Genomic DNA, 20,991 nt, shown 5'->3' on the forward strand with positions numbered 1-20,991 from the left:
GCTGCAAGGCTTTCGCCTTGCTATTTAATTATTGATTTAACTTAGTGTCTAACTTTGTCAGCATCTCGCGGGTTACCAAAACAATTCCCTTTTTAGATACTCTAAAACCATTGGCTTCGTCGGTTTTACGATCATAACCAATTTCTAATCCTGGGGGGATCTCACAGCTTCTATCAATAATGGCACGTTTTATTTTACACCCACGGTTAACTATAACACCGGGTAAAATAACCGACTCTTCAATAGTACAATATGAGCGAATATGTACATTAGAAAACAGTAATGACTTTCTCACTATTGAGCCTGAAATAATACAGCCACCGGATACGGTTGAATCAACAGCCATACCCCGACGATCGTCATCATCAAAAATAAACTTAGCAGGAGGAAGCTGCTCTTGGTATGTCCAAATTGGCCAAGTAGGGTCGTACAAATCCAATTGAGGCTCAGGCATAACCAACTCCATGTTCGCTTCCCAAAATGAATCTAAGGTCCCTACATCGCGCCAATAAGGTTGCCCTACTTGTGCAGGATCTCTAAATGGGTAAGCAAACACATTATGCTCTTCGATAATGGCGGGGATAATGTCATGACCAAAATCACGTCCTGAGCCTTCGGTTTGTGAATCTTTTTGTAATTGCTCAAATAAAAACTCAGTATTGAAGACGTAATTACCCATTGACGCTAAACACGTACCTGGTTTGCCAGGCACAGAGCTTGGTTCAGCTGGTTTTTCGTCGAATCGTCGCACTCGATTTTCTTGATCAACGGTCATTACCCCAAAGGTGTTCGCTGCTTCTTCAACCGCGACTTCTAAACAGCATACGGTCATATCGGCACCATTTTCGACATGCTTTGCTAACAAACCGCCGTAATCCATACGATATACATGGTCGCCTGACAAAATCATTACATATTTAGGTAATTCATGGCGAATAATATCCATATTTTGAAATACCGCATCGGCAGTACCGCAATACCATTCATCACCATTACGCTGTGATGCTGGTAAAATCTCAACCGACTCGCCTAATTCCTTTTTAAAGTGCCCCCATGCACGATTTACATGGCGTATTAGCGAATGAGATTTATATTGCGTTGCAATCCCTACTCGTCTTACACCAGAGTTAATACAATTTGATAGTGGAAAATCAATAATACGGTGCTTGCCGCCAAAATAAACGGCTGGTTTTGCACGCCAGTCTGTTAGCTCATGAAGACGAGAACCTCGTCCGCCGGCTAGAATGAGTGCATAGGTGTCTCTGGTTAAATTACTTATATAGCGATTTGCATAACTGGGCATATTACTCTCTCCATTTAGTGTCAGCTATTAGTGTCAGTGTTTGTTTTTACTGTTTGCTGTGAAGTATCTAGTGGGGTTAAGTGCCATATGTCATCACAATATTGGCCTATTGTTCTGTCACTAGAAAATAAGCCACTGGCCGCGGTATTTAAAATACTCATTTGAGTCCAGTGGGTTTGATCAGCGTACGCTTTATCCACTTCACGCTGCGCTGCAATGTAACTGGCAAAGTCATGTGCGGTTAGCCATGCATCGTCTTTGCTTTTAATGCCGCTAATGACATCATCAAATAAGCCGGGTTCAAATAGATTAAAATGACCACTTTCAAGGAGATGCATCACGCTATTTAGATCTGAGTTATTCGCAATAATTTCACTGGGATTATAATGCGCTCTAATTTCGTCAATGTGCTCGGCTTGTGCGCCAAATAAGAAGAAGTTTTCAGCTCCTACTGCATCGCGGATTTCAATATTCGCGCCATCTAACGTGCCTATTGTGAGCGCACCATTCATCATAAACTTCATGTTGCCGGTACCGGATGCTTCTTTACCTGCTGTAGAAACTTGCTCCGACAAATCTGTTGCAGGACATATAGTTTCCATGGCGGTCACATTGTAATTTGGTAAAAAGGCAACTCTTAAAAACATCGATACTTCAGGGTCTTTGTTGATCACCTCAGCAACATTATTAATCAGTTTAATAATTTTCTTCGCCATCATATAACCAGGTGCGGCTTTACCTCCGAGTAATACACAACGAGGGATCATGCCTTGTGTATCGCCACGACGAATGCGGTCGTATAAATGAATAACATGTAGCACATTGAGTAACTGACGCTTATATTCATGAATACGCTTTACCTGCACATCAAATAGCATATTTACATCAAACTCGACGCCACACTTTTGTTTTACTAAATCGACTAAGCGTTGCTTGTTATGCTGTTTTGCCTGCTGCCATGTTACGTGCAATTGCGGATCATCATAAAAACGGCGTAATTGGCTAATTTTTGCAAAGTCGCCTACCCAGTCTTTTCCTATTTTCTCGCTAATAATATGGCTCAGACCCGGATTACAATAAGCAAGCCAACGCCTTGGTGTCACCCCATTGGTTTTGTTATTAAACTTTTCAGGCCATAATGAGTAAAAATCTTTAAACAAACCCGCAGTTAATAACTGGGTATGCAGTGCGGCTACGCCATTGACTGAATAACTACCAACAATGGCTAAAAAGGCCATGCGTATTTGCGGCTCACTGCCCTCTTCAATTAATGATAAGTCTCGTTGCTTTTGCACATCACCCGGCCAATGCCTTGCAACCTCTGCTAAGAAACGGGCATTAATTTCATAAATAATTTCTAAAATACGTGGTAATAATTTAGCAAATAATGCCACTGACCATTTTTCTAATGCCTCAGGCAATAAGGTGTGGTTAGTGTAAGCCATGGTTTGGGTTGTGATGTTCCATGCCTGATCCCAATCGAGTTCATGGTCATCGACTAAAATTCGCATCAGCTCTGCCACGGCAATACTAGGGTGAGTGTCATTAAGCTGAAAAACATGATGCTGAGCAAAGTCAGTAAAATCATCCCCATATTGTTCAATCCACTGGCTGAGTACATCTTGAATGCTTGCCGATGATAAAAAGTATTGCTGGCGTAATCGCAATTCTTTACCATTTTCACTGCTGTCGTTAGGGTACAACACCATGGTTATTTGCTCTGCAAGATTCTTTTGTGCTACCGCTTCTGAATAGCTACCGGCATTAAATTCGGCTAAATTAAATTCATCGGTCGCTTCAGACTTCCAAAGCCTGAGGGTATTAACAATATTATTTTTATAGCCCGGAATGGGGACATCATAAGGAACCGCTAACACATCTTGGGAGCTCACCCACTGGCGATGTTCACGGCCAAATTTATCGGTATAACTTTGTACATAACCCGAGAACTTAACCCGTTTAGCTTGCTCTGGTGCACTCAATTCCCAAGGATGCCCTTCGCGAAGCCAGTTATCCGGTTGCTCAACCTGGTTACCTTCTTTTATTGATTGATTAAACATGCCGTATTCATAGCGAATTCCATACCCCACTACAGGCAGCGCTAAACTCGCGCAACTATCTAAAAAACATGCAGCTAGACGCCCTAAGCCACCATTACCTAAGCCGGCATCATGCTCTGCTTGTTCTACATTTTCCAGCTCAGTACAGTAAGCTTGCAGTGCAGTACTTACCTGAGACTCTAAATCAAGGTTGAGTACCGCATTACCCAGTGCTCTACCCATTAAAAACTCTAGCGATAAATACGCTGTTTTGCGGCGTTTTTGTTGTTTAATTTGCTGATTAGTTTCTCTGCAACGCGCAACGAGTCTATCTCTTATTGTCAGCGCCAATGCATGATATAAATACAACTGCGACTCTCCCACCACATCACGCCCTAAGGTGTAATAAAAGTGGCGAGTTAAATCATCACTTAAGGTACTTTCATCAATCAACGGGCCTTCTTGCCAGCCTTTTACCACACACACTTGCTCGTCTTGCTTAGTCATAATCTTCGCCTTCTAAATTGGCACTAAAAACCCAACTACTTTGTGCTGAAATATTCACGGTTGCATCTTCTTCAACAACAGTTGATGCGTTATTTACGCTTGATAACACTAACGCCCATGTCGCAGTAATGGGCGATTGTGGTAATTGGCAGACCACGGGCTGTTTACTGGCGTTTAAAATAATTAATAAGGCGTGCTTATTTTGCTTATCAAGTAAGCTATACATTAAAAATTGTCGCGTATCTTCATGCCAATGTGTTTCATCCATTTTTTTACCTTGCTCGGTGAACCACTTAACGGTGAAACGTTCATCTATATCATCTAAAAATACACTGTGTTTAAACGCGCTGTGACCGCGCCTAATTTTTAACGCATCATCTATAAACTGAATTAAGCAATGGTTTAGCTGTGAGTCTTTCCATGCAAGCCAGCTGGTACGATTATTCTGGCAATAAGCGTTATTATTACCGCCTTGGGAGTGTGCCATTTCACTGCCAGCGGCTATCATTGGCACCCCTTTAGAGAGCAGTAAGGTAAGTAAAAAGTTTTTTTGTTGTTGTAGGCGCAAGCCCATTATTTCAGGATCGCTACTAAATCCCTCAACTCCGCAATTAAACGAATAATTAGCGCTGTGGCCATCTTGATTGTTTTCACCATTTGCTTGGTTATGTTTGTGCTCATAACTGACTAAATCGGCAAGGGTAAAACCATCATGACTGGTAATAAAATTAATACTATTAAGCGGGCCACGATTACTGTGTTCAAAAATATCAAAGGAGCCATGTAAACGCTTGGCAACATCACTAATAATGCCTTTTTCGCTTTGCCAAAAACGTTTAATCACATCACGGTATTGATCGTTCCACTCACGCCAAGGAGCAGGAAAAGCACCTAACTGATACCCACCAGGGCCTATATCCCACGGCTCACTGATCAGTTTTACTTTATTTAATATAGGATCTTGTGCAACGGCCTGTAAAAACGTGTGAGAAGCACTAAAGCCGGTACTTGAACGCCCTAAAATGGTTGCTAAGTCAAATCGAAAACCATCCACTCCCATAACTTCCACCCAATACCGCAAGCTATCAAGAACCAGTTGCAAAGTTTTTGGATGGTCAATATTTAAGGTGTTACCACAGCCGGTATCATTTATGTATACATTAGGTTGCCCAGTAATAGTGCGATAATAAGTAAGGTTATCGAAGCCACGTAAAGACAATATCGGTCCATCACTGCCCCCCTCGGCAGTATGGTTGTATACAACATCTAAAATAACTTCAATATTGGCGCGATGTAATTCGCTGACCATCTGTTTAAATTCGTTTATATCGTCATTAACCAAATAGTCTTTATGGGGGGTAAAAAAATTGATGCTATTGTAGCCCCAGTAATTTTGTAGCCCTTTAGTAATTAAAAACTGTTCACTTATAAACGCATGTACAGGCAGAAGCTCAATAGCTGTCACCCCTAAACTTTTTAGATGCTCAATAAAACACGGATGGCTTAAGCCTAAAAACGTACCTTGCTGTGCTTTTGGAATACCTGGATGACGACAGGTAGCGCCCTTTACATGGCATTCATAAATAACCGTATTAGCCCAGCTGTGATCAGGCTTTTTATTGATATATGAAACAGATGTAGTCACTTTAGATTTAGGGATATCTATTGCATTATTAACCACGCTTTTAGTGCCTATCGGCATTTGCCCGTAATGGCGCTCGCTCCAAGTAAACTCGTTAAACAAGTCTTTTGCATACGGGTCAATCAGTAATTTATGTTCATTAAATAACATACCTTTTTCATGGTTATACTCACCATCAACCCTAAAGCCATATAATGCGCCAGCGCTCAGTGGTGCAACGTGAATACTCCACACACCGCCTTCGTTAATATTCATCGCTATTTTTAATATTTCTGTATGGCCACTTTTATCAAATAAACAAACAAATGCTTGGCTTGCATTAGGGGCGTATAAGGCAAAGTTGACACCGTTGCTTTGTACAGTCGAGCCTAGTGGCAAAGGTGCACCATGGGTAACCTCAAAGCAATTACTCATCATTCACCTTTTGTAAGTAGACCGTGGTTAAGCCACCCATGTGCAATGTAATACTGTGATCAAAGCCATGACTTGGTTGATTAATTGAATGTATTAGTTGGCTTGGCTCATCAGTGACATTAATACCTGAGCCAAAAAAACATGACTCATCAGTATTTAATATCACCTTGTAACTGCCTGTAGCAGGCACGCCTAAAGTAAAATGTTGATAAGCAGTTGGGGTAAAATTAGCGACAATAACCATAAAATCATCAGCACTTTTAGCATAACGAATAAAGCTAAATATACTTTGCTGACTGTTATCATTATCTATCCATGAAAAACCAGTCGCACAGCTATCAAGCTCATAAAGTGCTGGATGGGCTTGGTACACATGATTAAGGCGTTTAACCGTATCTTGAATACCTTGGTGACTTTGATGCTCAAGCAAGTGCCAATCTATTGAATGATCATGATCCCACTCTTTTCGCTGGGCTATTTCCGCGCCCATAAACAGTAGTTTTTTTCCTGGATGCGCCCACATAAACGCATAATATGCCCGTAAATTAGCAAACTGTTGCCAATCGTCACCAGGCATTTTGTTTAGTAGTGAACCTTTGCCGTGAACGACTTCATCATGACTCAGTGGTAAAATGTAATTTTCACTAAAAGCATACACCATAGAAAATGTCATTTTATGATGATGGTATTTCCTAAATAGTGAGTCTTGCTGCATGTAATGCAAACTGTCATTCATCCAGCCCATATTCCATTTGTAACCAAAGCCCAAACCATTATGCTCAACGCTTTGCGTTACTCCGGGCCACGCCGTTGACTCCTCAGCCACCATCATAATACCGGGATTATTCTTATAACTGCGCATGTTTACTTGTTTAAGGCACTCAATTGCCCCTAAGTTTTCTCTGCCGCCGTAACAATTAGCTACCCATTGCCCTTCTTTTCGGCTGTAATCAAGATACAACATAGATGCCACTGCATCCACTCGCAGTCCATCAATACCAAATTGACTAAGCCAATACATCGCATTCGATATTAAAAAGCTTTTAACTTCAGGGCGATCGTAATTATAAATATAGGTATTCCAATCAGGGTGAAACCCTTGACGCATATCAGCATGTTCATATAAATGGGTGCCATCAAAACAATGTAACCCATGAGGATCGCTTGGAAAGTGCCCCGGCACCCAATCGAGTAAAATACCGATATTGGCTTTATGGCATTGCTCAACTAAGTATTTAAAGCTGGTGTAATCACCAAAACGACTTGTTGGTGCAAACAAGCCTACCGGCTGATACCCCCATGAGCCATCAAACGGGTATTCACTAATAGGCATAAGTTGTAAGTGAGTAAACCCCATATCAGTCACGTAACTTACAAGCTTATCTGCCAGCTCGCCGTAGTTTAAATAACGATTATGTTCAGCGCGTTGCCAAGAACCTAAGTGCACTTCATAAATACTAATAGCGGCATCAATATGATTGCGCTGTTGCCTATTTACAATCGCTTTTTCACTGAGCTTAATAGGGGTAGGTTTGTACTGTAATATACTTGCAGTGCCTGGCGCTTGTTGCATTTTAAAGGCAAATGGATCGGCTTTATCTAAAACTTCACCACTGAGTGTGGTGATAGCAAATTTGTAACACATCTCGGCGCACAGCCCCGGGATAAATAACTCCCATACTCCACTGGCAGGATGAAACCGCATGAAGTGACGATTGGCCTGCCAAAAGTTAAATTCGCCAATCACTGAAACACTGGAAGCGTTTGGTGCCCATACACAAAAACGAACACCGTCTACGCCCTGTTGAGTCATAAATTGCGCGCCTAAGTGCGCATAGGCATGCTCAAGACTCCCTTCGTTAAACAGGTACATCGCTTGCTCATCAAGCGTACTACTGAAGCTGTATTCATCGTAAAAGGTAATATTATTGCTTTCATAACTAACTTGGCATTGGTAAATACTGCTTGGCATACTTGATAGCTCAGCTATAAATAAATCACTTTGTTTATAGCGCAATGCAGTAATTGTTTGATCACCAATTAACAATTCAACCTGCAGTGCTGCTGGCAAATACACTCGAATTTCTATGCCGCTTTGTGTACTATGCGCTCCTAAAAAGCTAAACGGGTCTTTAAAGCGTCCTGCTGCGAGCGCAGTAACTTGTGAATCATAATCAGTCACTGGCGTTGATTTCATATTTTTTATACTGCCCATTTACCCATTCCTCATTGAATGTATTGCAGTCAAAAGTGATGCATTATCAGTAAAAATATCCTCGCACGTATGTGTTAACACCCGTCTCCAATTGGGATACTCTTTATCTGTACCCGGAATGTTAACTGGGTAGCATTGTTTGTCTAAGTCATCAATTTGTAGGGCAAATAATCGCGATGGTGACTTTGCTAAACACAAAGCCAGCGCGCTATAAATCGCAAAAGCATCAGTGTTTAATGACATATCAGAATGTGTGTCGTGTGTATTAATAAAACCAAGTAGCCGCTGTTGTTCTTGTTGCCGTTGCTGCACGAGCTGCTGATGTTCAACGGCATCAATCAATTGATACTGTTGTTTGAGATTCAAATCACTATGCTGCCACCAGCCAACAAATGGCGGTACGTCATGATTGGCAATCATCAGCAGGCATTGTTCGCTAAGATCATCACGATTAACAAATTCATCATTTTGTTGTTTTTCGAAATAAAATAAACTGTTTGAAAAAATTCCACTGCTCACCAGCGCTTCTTTTACTTCAGGTGGCACAACACCTAAATCTTCGCCTATCACGACAGCCTGATTAAGGTGTGATTCAATTTTCAAAATAGCTAACAAGTGCTCGAATGGATAGTAAACATAGCAACCATCTTGGCTGTTATTATTGTTAAAGCACCACCATAAACGTCTAATTGCCATCACATGATCAATACGTAATCCACCCACAGCATTCATATTGGCGCGTATAAGTGAGCGGTAAAAGTAATAGTTATTGTCAGCAAGGCGCTGAGGATTTATTGCTGGCAAACCCCAATTTTGGCCACTTTCAGCCCAAGGATCTGGTGGAGCTCCCACAGTCGCATCTTGGCTAAACAGTTTCTGCTGATGTTTATATTCACTGCCCTCTTTGGCACAGCCAACTGCTAAGTCGTTAATCAAACCAATCGCCATTCCTTGGTCGATACAATGTTGTTGGCATCGTGCGAGTTGGCTGTGTGCCTGCCATTGCAGGTAATGGTCGAATGTCGGCTGCGTAGTTTCTAGCATAGCAAGTACATCACGGTGCTGTTTACAAAATGCAGTAAATTCATCTTGCCTTGCTTGATTGCCCTGCTGTTGAAAGTGCGCATAAAGCAGTTTAAAGGCATTATATTTCTGCTCAGTAACCGTTTTATAATTAATAAAGGTTATATCTTGCTCGCTGTGCGACGTTAAACAACAAGAGGATAAGTAATCATCTAAAGTGGGGTTGTTAATACTATCGGGCGATAAGTTAATTGCTATATACAATGGATTGAGTAACGCGCGGTTACTGGGGTTATAGGGACTGGCGCACTCTGGGTTATCTGCAAATAATAAGTGCAGAGGATTAAGTAAAATATAATCCATTTTTTGTTTTGCACATAACGTGGTTAATTCAAGTAAATCATTAAAATCACCAATTCCCATTCCGGCTTGGTTTTTTAATGTATATAACTGAATTGATAAGCCAAGGCGTTTACTATCGGCAATTTGATAAACTTGTTTAGGGATAGACCAAATTTGTGTAGTTGCCGATTGCGCTCCCATACTCAGCAAAGCATCATAATAACCCGTAGGTAAATGGGTAAGTGGTAACGCTATTTCAATATAACGGCAGTCCTTAAAAAAATACTCGCCTAATGGCGCATAGTCAGCTATTTGCTCAAATTGTAGTTTTATATTTAATGCAGGTATATTAAGCGTAATTTTATGGTGCGCGTCGGCTTCTTTAATACGTACTTTAAGCACATTGCTAGGCTGTTTTACTAAGCTAACAGCCGGTGCAAGCGTTAACCAAGTGGCCGCATCTAATTGATAATTTAACTGAGCTATTTGTGTTGCATCACTGGTGTCAACGCCACAGCACTGCAAGGCTAACTTGCGCGTTTGTTCACTAAAAATAACGTGTTCACCAGAATATTTAGTGTACTCATAGCCTATTCCATGCAAATAAAATGATTGCGATAGTGCGTCCATTCACCAACCTTAATTAATGCGTTGAGTATTTACTATACTATTTTCTGAACCAAAATTATTGGCCTGATAGCCATCAGCCTGATGGTCGTTGTCCCACTGCTTACCATTAATCAAGTAACGGAAGTGAAACTCTTTATCAACAGGCAAACGCTGTTTACATTTAAACACACCCAATTTTTTATTTAATTTCATTGGCACTGGCTGCCAATCATTAAACTCCCCAAGCAAACAGACATCTTCAGCATCAGGATGAGAAAATTCAAACGTAACTTCTGCTTCGTTTTTTGTCTTAAAAAAGCGTTTATTCAACATAATAGGCTCCAACTAAACCATAAGGGTTATTAATCTTTGCCACAGGCCAAACAGCTTAAATAGGCGATGTGGAATCCATTCATTCACATAAAAACAAGCTTAAAGTTAAACAAAACTTTATTTACGCATTATTACAGTGCGTTATTTATTTTATCGCACTAGGTTGGTGCAGTTTTTAACCATTTAAACAGGTTTTTAGGTAAGCTCCTTTACCGAGCAATTTTTAAACCAACTACACTCAATTAAATAACTTTTAAAACAATACACTCATAATCATTTTTATTACCGCATTATGGTTAAAAACCTTTAGCTTAGCGGCATCATCAGCGATAATAATTATCCACCTAGCCAATGCGATGAATATTTAAAGACTATGATTAAAAAAAGCATTTTTATTACCTCTGTTATTGTTTTTCTAACCATCATCGCTGTTGTGGGTAGTTCAATTTATACACTATATAGTAAAAAGCTTGTCTCTGTAGATCCAAAGTTAAAAGAAATTTCAGGTATAGAGTTTGATAAATATAAACGTCTATGGGCTATTAATGACAGCGGTGACGAACCTAAGCTATATAGACTCAATGACGATGGCTCTATCGCTAAAGAAATTTTGGTGAGCAATGCAAAAAATATTGATTGGGAGGACATGACGCAAAATAAATTTGGTCATTTTTTCTTAGGGGACTTTGGTAATAATAAAAATGAACGTAAGTGGCTAACCATTTATAAAATAGAAAACCCCATTGATATTAAAACAAATACCACTGAAGCTGAGATAATTAAATTTACCTACCCAGAATTAGACGGCAGCCCAATAAAGCCAGAACAACGTAACTACGACTTAGAGGCTTTTGTGGCTTTTGGCCGGCATTTATATTTATTTACAAAAAACCGAACTGAGCCCTTTGATGGTATTACCAATGTTTACAAAGTAGGCGACCATGCAGCAAATTTTGACGCCCAGCTAATAGACTCATTTAGAACCTGTACCACTATGGAAAAGTTATGCTGGATCACCTCAGCGGCGCTCAGTCCAAATAGAAAAAAACTTGCACTACTAGATTCAACCAGTATTTGGCTGTTTGAAAACTTCAAAGGAGATAAATTTTTCTCTGGCGATGTATCTAAAATTGATCTCGGCATTGTGACCCAAAAAGAAGCGATCACGTTTTATGATAACAATACTATTGCTTTTACCGATGAGGAGTTTAAAGGCATTGGCGGTAATGTTTATTTTTTAAAGCTCGACCAAGTTACTAAAGTTAAAGTCAAACGAAGTCATACTCAAGCTAAGTAAGTTAAAATAAATCTATTTCTGAATCATTTTCCTGTACCTTGATTAGCTGCTCAGCGATTAAATCTTCGTAGATACAAAATTTATCTCGGCCATTATTTTTAGCGTAATATAGTGCTTTATCAGCGTTCTCTATTACAGTGATTGGAAAATCATAAGGGCTAATACGTGCTAAACCAGCACTGACCGTCATATTTCCAATAAAAGGAAACGATGTATTTCTGACGAGCTGTAAAAATTCTGCCATTTTATTACTTATAGAGTCTGCCTCGGTAGGCTCAAAAACAATCACAAATTCTTCTCCACCAAAGCGAAAAATCAAATCGGTTGAACGAAAAAAATGACGCATATTTTGCGCTAATATCAGTAGCACTTCATCGCCACAGATATGACCATACTTGTCGTTTATATTTTTAAAGTGATCAATGTCTAAAATAGCCAACCAAGATGTAGATGCGTATTTTTGCAGCCTTTTACCCTCACCCCGGGATAAACTGTGTACTTTCAATACTTGTTTTTCAATCAGTTGCTTTATTTTTTTATCAAAGGTTTGTCTATTTAATAGACCTGTTAATTTATCTCTTTCATTTTCATGAAGAATGACTAAATAGTTTTCAAAAATACGACAAAAAGCATTCAACATCACTTGAGATGGACTATCTAGGCTGTTTGAAACCACTGAAATTGCGGCAACTGTTTTTTCTTGGCGGGTAATAGGTAACCAACGGCGCTCAATGCCATCTGTTGATTGCACAGTGATAATGCAAGCAGAACGTAAGCAAGATAGAAGTTCATCCTCAGGGTGTGTAACAATTTGTCGTTGTTGCCACTCAAATTGTTTTTCACCAGTAATTTTTAAACAAAGACTTTGCTCAATAGTAAGCTGGCCCTGAACTTCTATATCTTTATAAACTGAGACTTCTTTACAGCCAATAAACTCTTGGATGGTCGATATCAAACTGTATTCAAGAGAATCTACATCTCTATTTTTAGTTATTTTGATGACTGAATTGAGTAAATTTTCTTGCATTGTACTCCCTAAAGCAAACTGGGCGTTAACAACTAATAAAATTCAGCATAGACCACGCCGTGGAATATGCTAGGTTTTATTAATGCCTGCCAGCTCAGGGAGATTTTTATTACTAATCTTAAATAAAGGAAACCTAACTATTAGTCATGCAATTTATAAATTTTTCAGATACCAGCGTTATAGCCACTTTATCAGTGTACATAACCTCACTATTTTTTGTAATAAAGTCAGCACACTGCGCTTGTGATTGTTTGAATTTTTGCTTGCATGAGTTTACTGACTCTCCAATGACTTCTTGATAAATACTTTCATCACATAAGCTATTGGCAAACTGACTCGCACCAGTAATAATCTCATCAATATTGATGGGAGAGGATTCTAGTTTGAAAAATATATCGCTGTAAGTTTCAACCGTTATATTATCGCTTGAGTCAAATAAAGTGGCCTTCGCACTTAAATATGAGCCACCTATTATTAATAAGGCTGCAGCAGCTAGTGTTGTGTATTTCATAACATTTCCTTGTAATGTGTTTGAGCAGTTTTTCCAAAACACCCTGTTTTACATAGTATAACCAACTAAGGTTTATACATGTAATAAGTATATTTATCAGGTTTATTCAATACTTGGGGATTGTGGCAAACGAAGAGGCGAAGAGCCTATTGATTTGGTAAAAACAATCCTTGTTCCTAATAATGAGAAGATTACAATTAAGTAGGCTTAAATGCAAATAATTAATACTCACTGAATGGTAATAAACAATCAAATTAACGCTTAAATTTAGTTTCTAAAATAACCGATGAACGAGTACGCTCTACGCCATCGAGATTACCTATATCGTCCAGTAAATGGCTCAACTGCTCAAGGTTTTGAGCCTCAACAATGGCAATTAAATCAAACTCACCACTAATTGCATACAACTGAGATATAGCATCTATTTGCTTTAACTCTACGTTGGTTTTTGTCGTTAGCTTCTGCATAACCTTTATAGAGACGTGCGCAGAAACCAAGCTATTTAAAAAATCATCACCAAAGTCAACGCTATACCCTTTAATTACCCCACTTTGCTCCAACTTGAGCATACGGCTTTGCACTGTTGAGCGTGATAAATTTAAATGCCGAGCTAGATCAGAAATACTCGCTCGAGCGTTCATTTTTAATACTGATAGTAACTTTTCATCTTGGGGAGTTATCATAATGCTAATAAGTTTCGTTGATTTGACCATTATTCTAATCATTTTTCACAAAATAGCACTGCAAATTTAATTCATAACCTTTGATAATGACACTTTTAACAAGTAAAACACATTGTATTGCTGAATAAGCCTGAGCTTAGCGTTATTTTTCAGCAACGTATTTTTTTATGTGATCAATTTAGGTGTAAAAATGCAAGTAACCAGAGATTTATTTAACGACGTAATGGTCCCTAACTACAACCCATCTGCAGTTATTCCGGTTCGTGGTGAAGGCTCACGCGTGTGGGATCAAAATAATAACGAATTTATCGATTTTGCCGGTGGTATTGCGGTTAATTGTTTAGGTCATTGCCACCCTGCATTAGTAGGCGCACTTAAAGAGCAAGGCGAGAAAATTTGGCACTTAGCAAATGTAATGACCAATGAGCCAGCACTTCGCTTAGCTAAAAAAATGGTTGATGCGACCTTTGCTGAAAAAGTTTACTTTGCAAACTCAGGAGCTGAAGCAAACGAAGCGGCTTTAAAATTAGCGCGTCGCTTTGCACTGGATAAATTTGGTGCTGAAAAATCTAAAATTATCGCTTTTAATAAAGGCTTTCATGGCCGTACTTTTTTCACTGTAACAGTGGGAGGCCAAGCCGCTTACTCTGATGGTTTTGGTCCAAAACCTGCTGATATTGTTCATTGTGATTACAATGATATTGCCGCTTTTGAAGCCTTAATTGGTGATGATACTTGTGCGGTAATGATGGAGCCATTACAAGGTGAAGGCGGTATTGTGCCACCAACCAATGAATTTGCACAAAAAGTACGTGAACTGTGTACTAAGCATAACGCACTGCTAATTTTTGATGAAGTGCAAACGGGTGTTGGCCGTACAGGTCACTTATACGCATACGAAGGCCTAGATGTTATTCCTGACATTTTAACCACGGCTAAAGCATTAGGTGGCGGTTTCCCAATTGGCGCGATGATCACCACTACTGACATTGCAGCTCACCTAAAAATAGGCACTCATGGTTCTACCTACGGTGGTAACCCATTAGCGTGTGCTGTAGCAGAAGCGGCTTTCGACACAGTAAATACCCCTGCGGTTTTAAATGGCGTAAAAGAACGTGAGCAAATGTTCCGTGATGGTCTAAATACTATTAACGAAAAATACCATGTATTTAGTGAAGTACGCGGTAAAGGCTTACTGATTGGTGCGGTATTAAATGAGAAGTTTGAAGGCCGTGCTCGCGACTTTTTAGTCGCAAGTGCTAACAACGGTTTAATGAATTTAGTCGCCGGAATGAACGTCATCCGCTTTACGCCTTCATTAGTGATCCCATTTGAAGATATTAAAGAAGGCTTAGCTCGCTTTGAAAAAGCAGTGAGCGAAGTTGTAAACGGTTAATCACTAAGTAAAACATATTAAGCCCTGAGATAAATGTTTACCTCAGGGCTTTATCGGAGCAAGTAATTAATGCAAGTATTACGTCCTATTACTGTCAATGATTTTGCAGCACTTAAAGAGATTGCCATTGAATCAGGCCATGGTTTTACCTCTTTACCTGTCGATGATGGGCAACTACAAGAAAAAATAGACCGTGCACAAAACAGCTTTACTAAAAACGTTGATAAGCCTATCGACGAAAGCTATTTATTTGTTTTAGAAGACAGTCACACTGGCAAAGTAATTGGTACTACCGCCATTGAAGCAGCCGTCGGCTTGTCTGTACCTTTGTACCATTACCATTTAGGTAAAACCGTCCATCATTCACCCACTTTAGGCGTTTACAATACCGTTGATATTTTAAGTATGTGTAATGACTACACTGGTTGCTCAGAAATATGTACTTTATTTTTACGTGAAGACAGCAGAAAAGGCTTAACAGGTCGATTTTTATCACGTTCACGCTTTTTATTTATGGCACAGCATAGTGAACGCTTTGCCGACACTGTAATTGCTGAAATGCGTGGCGTGAGTGATGACCAGGGGCACTCTCCATTTTGGCAATGGTTACAAGAACACTTTTTTAGTATTGAATTTCCACAAGCCGACCACTTAGTAGGCTTAGGCGATAAAGTATTTATTAGCGAGCTTATGCCCAAATACCCTATCTATGTAAACTTACTAAGTAAAAATGCACAAGCGGTGATTGGCCATGTCCATGATAAAACCAAGCCTGCACTTAAGTTACTTGAAAAAGAAGGGTTTGAACATCGTGGCTACGTTGATTTATTTGACGCAGGCCCCACGGTAGAGGCAAAGCTCGGTAATATTCGCAGTATTCGTGATTCACAGGTTTGCCCTATTACCATTGGTGAACTTGAACATATTAATGAGCAAAGCTCAGATACCCTTGCTATTTGTAATCAAGGAGTTAGCGACTTTAGAGCCACGTTCACTAAACACGCTCATTATAATCAAGCAAAGCACACCTTAGTTATCAGCCAAGAAGTAGCTGATGCACTTCATTTAAATCAAGGAGATGCAGCGCGATTTTTCCGCCTGTAACACTATTTATGAACACACAACTAATTAATAACCAATGGCACGCAGGCCAAGGCCCTGCTTTTAATTCTGTTAACCCAAGTAATGGCGAAATTGTTTGGCAAGGTAATGGCGCCAGCCCCGAACAAGTTAGCAGTGCCATAGAAGCGGCAAGAGCTGCGCAAATTCAATGGGCCGATATGCCAATTGAACAACGTATTACCATTTTAGAAAACTTCGTTGCCCAATTAAAAGAACACAGCGAAGAATTTGCTAGCATTATTGCTCGTGAAACAGGTAAACCATTATGGGAAACACGCACAGAAGTCGGTGCGATGACAGGCAAGGTTGCTATTTCTATCCGTGCTTACAATGAACGTACTGGCACAACCGAAAACCCAATGCCTAGCGCAAAAGCCTTTATTCGCCATAAACCACATGGTGTAGTGGCTATTTTTGGCCCGTATAATTTCCCTGGGCATTTACCAAACGGTCATATAGTCCCTGCTATATTAGCGGGTAATACCGTGGTGTTTAAACCATCTGAATTAACTCCTCATGTAGCGCAGTTTACTTTAGAGCTGTGGCTAAAAGCAGGCTTACCTGCTGGGGTTATAAACCTTGTTCAAGGTGAACTAGAAACAGGTAAAGCACTTGCCTCACATCAAGATATCGATGGCTTATTTTTTACTGGTAGCTCAAACACAGGCCATTTATTACATAAACAATTTGCAGGCCATCCAGGTAAAATCTTAGCGCTTGAAATGGGCGGTAACAATCCGCTGGTGGTTAAAGATGTTGCTGATGTGAGCGCCGCCGTTCACGATATTATTCAATCGGGCTTTATTACTTCGGGTCAGCGTTGTACTTGTTCACGTCGATTATTTATTGAAAAATCAGCCAATGGCGATGCGATTTTAGAAAAGCTGATCAGCGCAACCAAAAATATTCTTGTAGATGATAGCTTTGCAGCCGAACAACCATTTATGGGTGCCATGATCAGTGAAAAAGCCGCCTTAGGCATGGTTGCAGCGCAAGCTGACCTAGTTAAACAAGGTGCTGAGGTACTCGTTGAGCTTAAACAATTAAAACCAGGCACTGGGTTTGTCAGCCCTGGTATTATTGATGTCACTAATATCGATGAAATCGCTGATGAAGAACACTTTGGCCCGCTAATTAAAGTATACCGCTACACTGACTTTGATAGCGCTATAGCAGAGGCGAACAACACCAGCTTTGGTTTATCTGCAGGTTTACTTGCAGACAGCGAAGATGATTACAGCCACTTTTTAAAGCGTATTCGTGCCGGTATTGTTAACTGGAACCGCCCTATTACAGGCGCATCAAGCGCAGCGCCATTTGGTGGCATAGGTGCCAGTGGTAACCACAGAGCCAGTGCATACTATGCTGCAGATTACTGCGCATACCCAGTGGCCTCAGTAGAGTCAGAAAAAGTTAACTTACCGCAAACCCTCGCGCCGGGCTTAATAATTGAATAACAATTTTAGAAAATTTAAGGATTTACCATGCATACTGATGTAAACACATTATTTGATAACTTATGGCAAAACTACCTAACAGTAACGCCATCAGCTGATAAAATTCATGACTTATTAGGCTCAACGCAAAAAGACGACATTATTAACGATCATATTGCTTTGCGTACTTTTAACATAGAAAAAGTAGGCCTTGAAAAACTAGCTGCGCACTTTTTAGCTATTGGTTATAAAGAATGTGGTGAGTACCACTTTGAAGCAAAAAAGCTCTACGCCAAGCATTATGAACATAGCGATCCGACACAGCCTAAAGTGTTTATTTCTGAATTATTAGTTGAAAAATGTTCGCCTGAGCTTCAAGCTATCGTTACTGATATGGTTGCACAAATTGACGAAAGCGCTGTGACTGCCGATAACTTTTTATATTCAGGCACACATTGGCAAGTAAGCACCGATACATACAAAAAGTTATTAGCTGAGAGCGAATATGCAGCGTGGATGTCTGCGTGGGGTTACCGTGCAAATCATTTTACTGTGAACATTAATACCTTAGCTAAATTTGATAACATCCATGATGTAAACCAAGCTCTTAAAGATGCAGGTTTTGCACTTAATACCTCAGGAGGCGAAGTAAAAGGCTCACCAGAGGTGCTACTAGAGCAATCATCAACATTAGCTGATGAATACGCTGTGACCTTTTGCGATGGCGATATGCGCATTCCTAGCTGTTTTTACGAGTTTGCTATTCGTTATCCAAAACCAGATGGTGAAATTTACACTGGATTTGTTGCAGCCTCTGCAGATAAAATTTTCGAGAGCACCAACGCACGTTAACTGTGTTGTGCTAAATTAAAAAAAGCCCATTTTTGGGCTTTTTTTGTTTCTGAGAAAAAGCTCACTTATAAATCATAAAAACAACGGCTTGTAGTCGTTTTCTAATTGTTCAAATGACAAATTACCAATAAAACGACCAAAGCTCAGCCACGTAGCAAGTCCTCTTAAATCTTTAAAATGAGGCGGCACAAATTGCGGGTTTTCAATCACACCTAAATCATGTAGTTGCGATATTAACCTAAAGTCATCAATTGATATTTTACCCACCAGCAATAGCGGTAATTGGTCAATTCTGCCAAGCTGTATCGCCACCCGAATTAAGTTATAAACCAATACAAAGCCTTTTATATAAGCAATGTCTTTAGTAAACGGTAAGCCGGTTGCGGTGCTACCTCTAAATACACGCTGTGCAAGGGTGTAGCTGTCGTCTTTTGATAACCCTTGTGCTACATAATCTCGGTATATATCTACAAACTCAGCACCATCAATCACTTTGGTGACCGCTTGAATACGGTTTACTAATTTTGATAAGCGACGTGGTGTTGATTTAAGAGTAATTATTTCGGTCAGTACTGCAAGCCCTTCTTGGGTAACGGTAGAGCTTGGCGTGCCTTTACTCAAACAAGTTAAATAAGGTTGCGCTAAGCCATTTTGAGTGGTGCCTACATGGATCCAGCCCTCGTGTACCTCTAAAATATCTAATTCGCGCTGAGAAAACTTAACATCTTGATTAAGCTTTATATTGTTAGCTCCTGCTGCGGCATCACTGACAATTCCATCACTAAGCATTACTTCCACATTAATGCCTTGCATACTGGCATTAACTTGTTCAGATAAAATCCGCACCGCATCACTGGCATCAATATTTTTAGGATCTTCAGGCAAAATGTTCGCATCAAGTAAACTTTTTAATGGCTGCTCGAGCATATTAGCAAGCTCAGATAAAGAAGGCTCACCAGCATGAAAAAGATCTTTTGGGTGACCAAATAGCTCTACCGACAAGTCATGAAATTCGGCAGTGCCTCGATGCTCCAGCATATTGAGCACTGTTTTATATTCACCACACATTTTACCCATATATTGGGTTATTGGGTTTAATTGTCCCAACTGATTAATAATATTACGATGCAGTGTTGAAAATGCTTGGCGCAACTCACTAGGCACAAATCCTAAATCGCGCTGTTGGTAATAGGCACGATCTATCAGAGGATTTTTTTGACATTTTTGCCTAAAAAACTCTTCTTTAGTCTGTTTATCCCAATTAATTGCATCGAGTATTCTAATGGGGGTTTGCAGTGCAATAAGTTGGTCGGATAATTCACGAGTTTTTAAAAGTAACGCTTTGTCTATCATGGTAAAAGCTCAACATAAAGTGAACTTTGAGCATAATTTATAAATTGAAAATAACAAAGCAATATCGCACATTCTTGACTATTGTTTTTATGATGATCGACCCGCATATCTACCCCGTATGAGAGAATAAATAAAAGGTATAAACAATGAAAAATGAAATCGACAACAAACAGATTCTAGCGGTTTACGAACGTATCCAGCAACGTGGTAAAACCACAGAAGAAGGTAAGCTTTATCAGGGGGTCACTGCATTTTCTGATATTGACGGCTATACCGTTTACTTACAAGGTAGTGGGGTATTATTACGTTTTGGATTTCATAATACCTATCACTTAGATTATGAACATGACAAACACAAAGACGATTTTTTGAAGAAACTCTACAACATAGCTAACGAAGAGTAATGCGACCAACAAATAGACGAAATAGGCCAACTGGTTCACGCAATTTACAGTTTATTCACCAAGTTATTGCGCAATTAAAAGCTGAACCTGAAAAGCTGCAACTGATAAAAAATAACCTTGCTTATTACCGCGAACAAACACACTTAAAGCGCGGTTTTTTGCTCGCGATTGAACGTTTTGATTGGGTGTTTGAAGCTACTGATAACATCGACGAAATTTGTGAACAGATCATGGCCGATGATTATATTGGCAATCGCTTAAGACGTTATCCCCTTCTATTTAAAGGTGTTGTTGAAACCTAAACAGCACCTTGCTTTACCCCTTCTTAGGTTAACATTCGGTTAATTTACCTCCCATCTCCCTTTCTATAATCGGTATTTCATCGGAAAAACAGATATATTCGTTTTACCTTCACATAACTACCCTGCTGGTAAAAAATACAATTAGTACTCTAATAGTTAACGCACTAACAAATAAATCACT

General features: G+C 39.7%; 17 protein-coding genes. 7 read left to right on the forward strand and 10 right to left on the reverse strand.

What is annotated here, in order from left to right:
* Nucleotides 1–28: 28 nt before the first annotated feature.
* The 6 genes from glgC to QL989_RS03080 are packed head-to-tail and all read right to left on the reverse strand — an operon-like array spanning nt 29 to nt 10,427.
* On the reverse strand, nt 29–1,303 hold the full coding sequence (gene glgC, locus QL989_RS03055) for a glucose-1-phosphate adenylyltransferase (RefSeq protein ID WP_138595328.1): 1,275 nt from the start codon (nt 1,301–1,303) through the stop codon (nt 29–31).
* 20 nt (nt 1,304–1,323) lie between these two features.
* Entirely contained in the window at nt 1,324–3,849 is a 2,526-nt protein-coding gene (locus QL989_RS03060; protein WP_290168106.1) for a glycogen/starch/alpha-glucan phosphorylase, read from the reverse strand.
* Nucleotides 3,842–5,905, reverse strand: coding sequence for a glycogen debranching protein GlgX (gene glgX / locus QL989_RS03065; protein WP_290168108.1), 2,064 nt, complete (start codon nt 5,903–5,905; stop codon nt 3,842–3,844). Before glgX ends, QL989_RS03060 begins: the two co-directional genes overlap by 8 nt.
* Nucleotides 5,898–8,120: a 1,4-alpha-glucan branching protein GlgB gene (glgB, locus tag QL989_RS03070; protein ID WP_290168110.1), complete on the reverse strand. Its 2,223-nt coding sequence runs from the start codon at nt 8,118–8,120 to the stop codon at nt 5,898–5,900. Before glgB ends, glgX begins: the two co-directional genes overlap by 8 nt.
* Nucleotides 8,121–10,115: a 4-alpha-glucanotransferase gene (gene malQ / locus QL989_RS03075; protein WP_290168112.1), complete on the reverse strand. Its 1,995-nt coding sequence runs from the start codon at nt 10,113–10,115 to the stop codon at nt 8,121–8,123. It abuts the gene before it with no gap.
* Between the two features lie 9 nt (nt 10,116–10,124).
* Nucleotides 10,125–10,427 carry an isoamylase early set domain-containing protein gene (locus tag QL989_RS03080; RefSeq protein ID WP_178957171.1) on the reverse strand — a complete coding sequence of 101 codons (303 nt, stop codon included), beginning with the start codon at nt 10,425–10,427 and terminating at the stop codon, nt 10,125–10,127.
* Nucleotides 10,428–10,800: 373 nt separating this feature from the next.
* On the opposite strand from QL989_RS03080, the gene QL989_RS03085 reads away from it, so the two are divergent.
* Complete coding sequence (locus tag QL989_RS03085) at nt 10,801–11,724, forward strand: hypothetical protein (protein WP_290168115.1); 924 nt, start codon at nt 10,801–10,803, stop codon at nt 11,722–11,724.
* Between the two features lies 1 nt (nt 11,725).
* Here the strand turns inward: QL989_RS03085 and QL989_RS03090 are convergent, their stop codons facing one another.
* The 3 genes from QL989_RS03090 to QL989_RS03100 all read right to left on the reverse strand — a co-directional run bounded on the left by QL989_RS03090 (nt 11,726) and on the right by QL989_RS03100 (nt 13,945).
* Nucleotides 11,726–12,751: a GGDEF domain-containing protein gene (locus QL989_RS03090; protein ID WP_290168118.1), complete on the reverse strand. Its 1,026-nt coding sequence runs from the start codon at nt 12,749–12,751 to the stop codon at nt 11,726–11,728.
* A 133-nt stretch (nt 12,752–12,884) separates the two neighbouring features.
* Entirely contained in the window at nt 12,885–13,262 is a 378-nt protein-coding gene (locus tag QL989_RS03095) for a hypothetical protein (protein WP_138607917.1), read from the reverse strand.
* Between the two features lie 254 nt (nt 13,263–13,516).
* The gene (locus QL989_RS03100; RefSeq protein WP_138608036.1) at nt 13,517–13,945 is read right to left on the reverse strand and encodes an Lrp/AsnC family transcriptional regulator; all 429 of its coding nucleotides are present in this window, start codon (nt 13,943–13,945) and stop codon (nt 13,517–13,519) included.
* Nucleotides 13,946–14,135: 190 nt separating this feature from the next.
* On the opposite strand from QL989_RS03100, the gene QL989_RS03105 reads away from it, so the two are divergent.
* The 4 genes from QL989_RS03105 (at nt 14,136) to QL989_RS03120 (ending at nt 18,751) form a co-directional block, all read left to right on the forward strand.
* Nucleotides 14,136–15,341, forward strand: coding sequence for an aspartate aminotransferase family protein (locus QL989_RS03105; protein ID WP_290168121.1), 1,206 nt, complete (start codon nt 14,136–14,138; stop codon nt 15,339–15,341).
* A gap of 69 nt (nt 15,342–15,410) precedes the next feature.
* Nucleotides 15,411–16,445 (forward strand): arginine N-succinyltransferase, encoded by a 1,035-nt coding sequence (gene astA / locus QL989_RS03110; RefSeq protein WP_290168123.1) that lies wholly within the window; start codon nt 15,411–15,413, stop codon nt 16,443–16,445.
* A gap of 8 nt (nt 16,446–16,453) precedes the next feature.
* Nucleotides 16,454–17,920: a succinylglutamate-semialdehyde dehydrogenase gene (gene astD / locus QL989_RS03115; RefSeq protein WP_290168125.1), complete on the forward strand. Its 1,467-nt coding sequence runs from the start codon at nt 16,454–16,456 to the stop codon at nt 17,918–17,920.
* Nucleotides 17,921–17,947: 27 nt separating this feature from the next.
* Nucleotides 17,948–18,751: a DUF1338 domain-containing protein gene (locus tag QL989_RS03120; protein WP_178957188.1), complete on the forward strand. Its 804-nt coding sequence runs from the start codon at nt 17,948–17,950 to the stop codon at nt 18,749–18,751.
* 72 nt (nt 18,752–18,823) lie between these two features.
* On the opposite strand, the gene QL989_RS03125 is transcribed toward QL989_RS03120, so the two are convergent.
* Nucleotides 18,824–20,104: a flavohemoglobin expression-modulating QEGLA motif protein gene (locus QL989_RS03125; RefSeq protein WP_178957190.1), complete on the reverse strand. Its 1,281-nt coding sequence runs from the start codon at nt 20,102–20,104 to the stop codon at nt 18,824–18,826.
* A 146-nt stretch (nt 20,105–20,250) separates the two neighbouring features.
* Between QL989_RS03125 and QL989_RS03130 the strand changes: the two genes are divergently transcribed.
* The gene (locus tag QL989_RS03130; RefSeq protein WP_138607905.1) at nt 20,251–20,508 is read left to right on the forward strand and encodes a DUF3081 domain-containing protein; all 258 of its coding nucleotides are present in this window, start codon (nt 20,251–20,253) and stop codon (nt 20,506–20,508) included.
* A complete protein-coding gene (locus tag QL989_RS03135) occupies nt 20,508–20,810 on the forward strand; it encodes a hypothetical protein (RefSeq protein ID WP_138607903.1) in 303 nt (100 codons plus the stop codon). Before QL989_RS03130 ends, QL989_RS03135 begins: the two co-directional genes overlap by 1 nt.
* The last annotated feature ends 181 nt before the right edge of the window (nt 20,811–20,991 follow it).

Origin of the sequence: Pseudoalteromonas sp. APC 3224, assembly GCF_030407535.1 — a bacterium.
Lineage (GTDB): Bacteria > Pseudomonadota > Gammaproteobacteria > Enterobacterales > Alteromonadaceae > Pseudoalteromonas.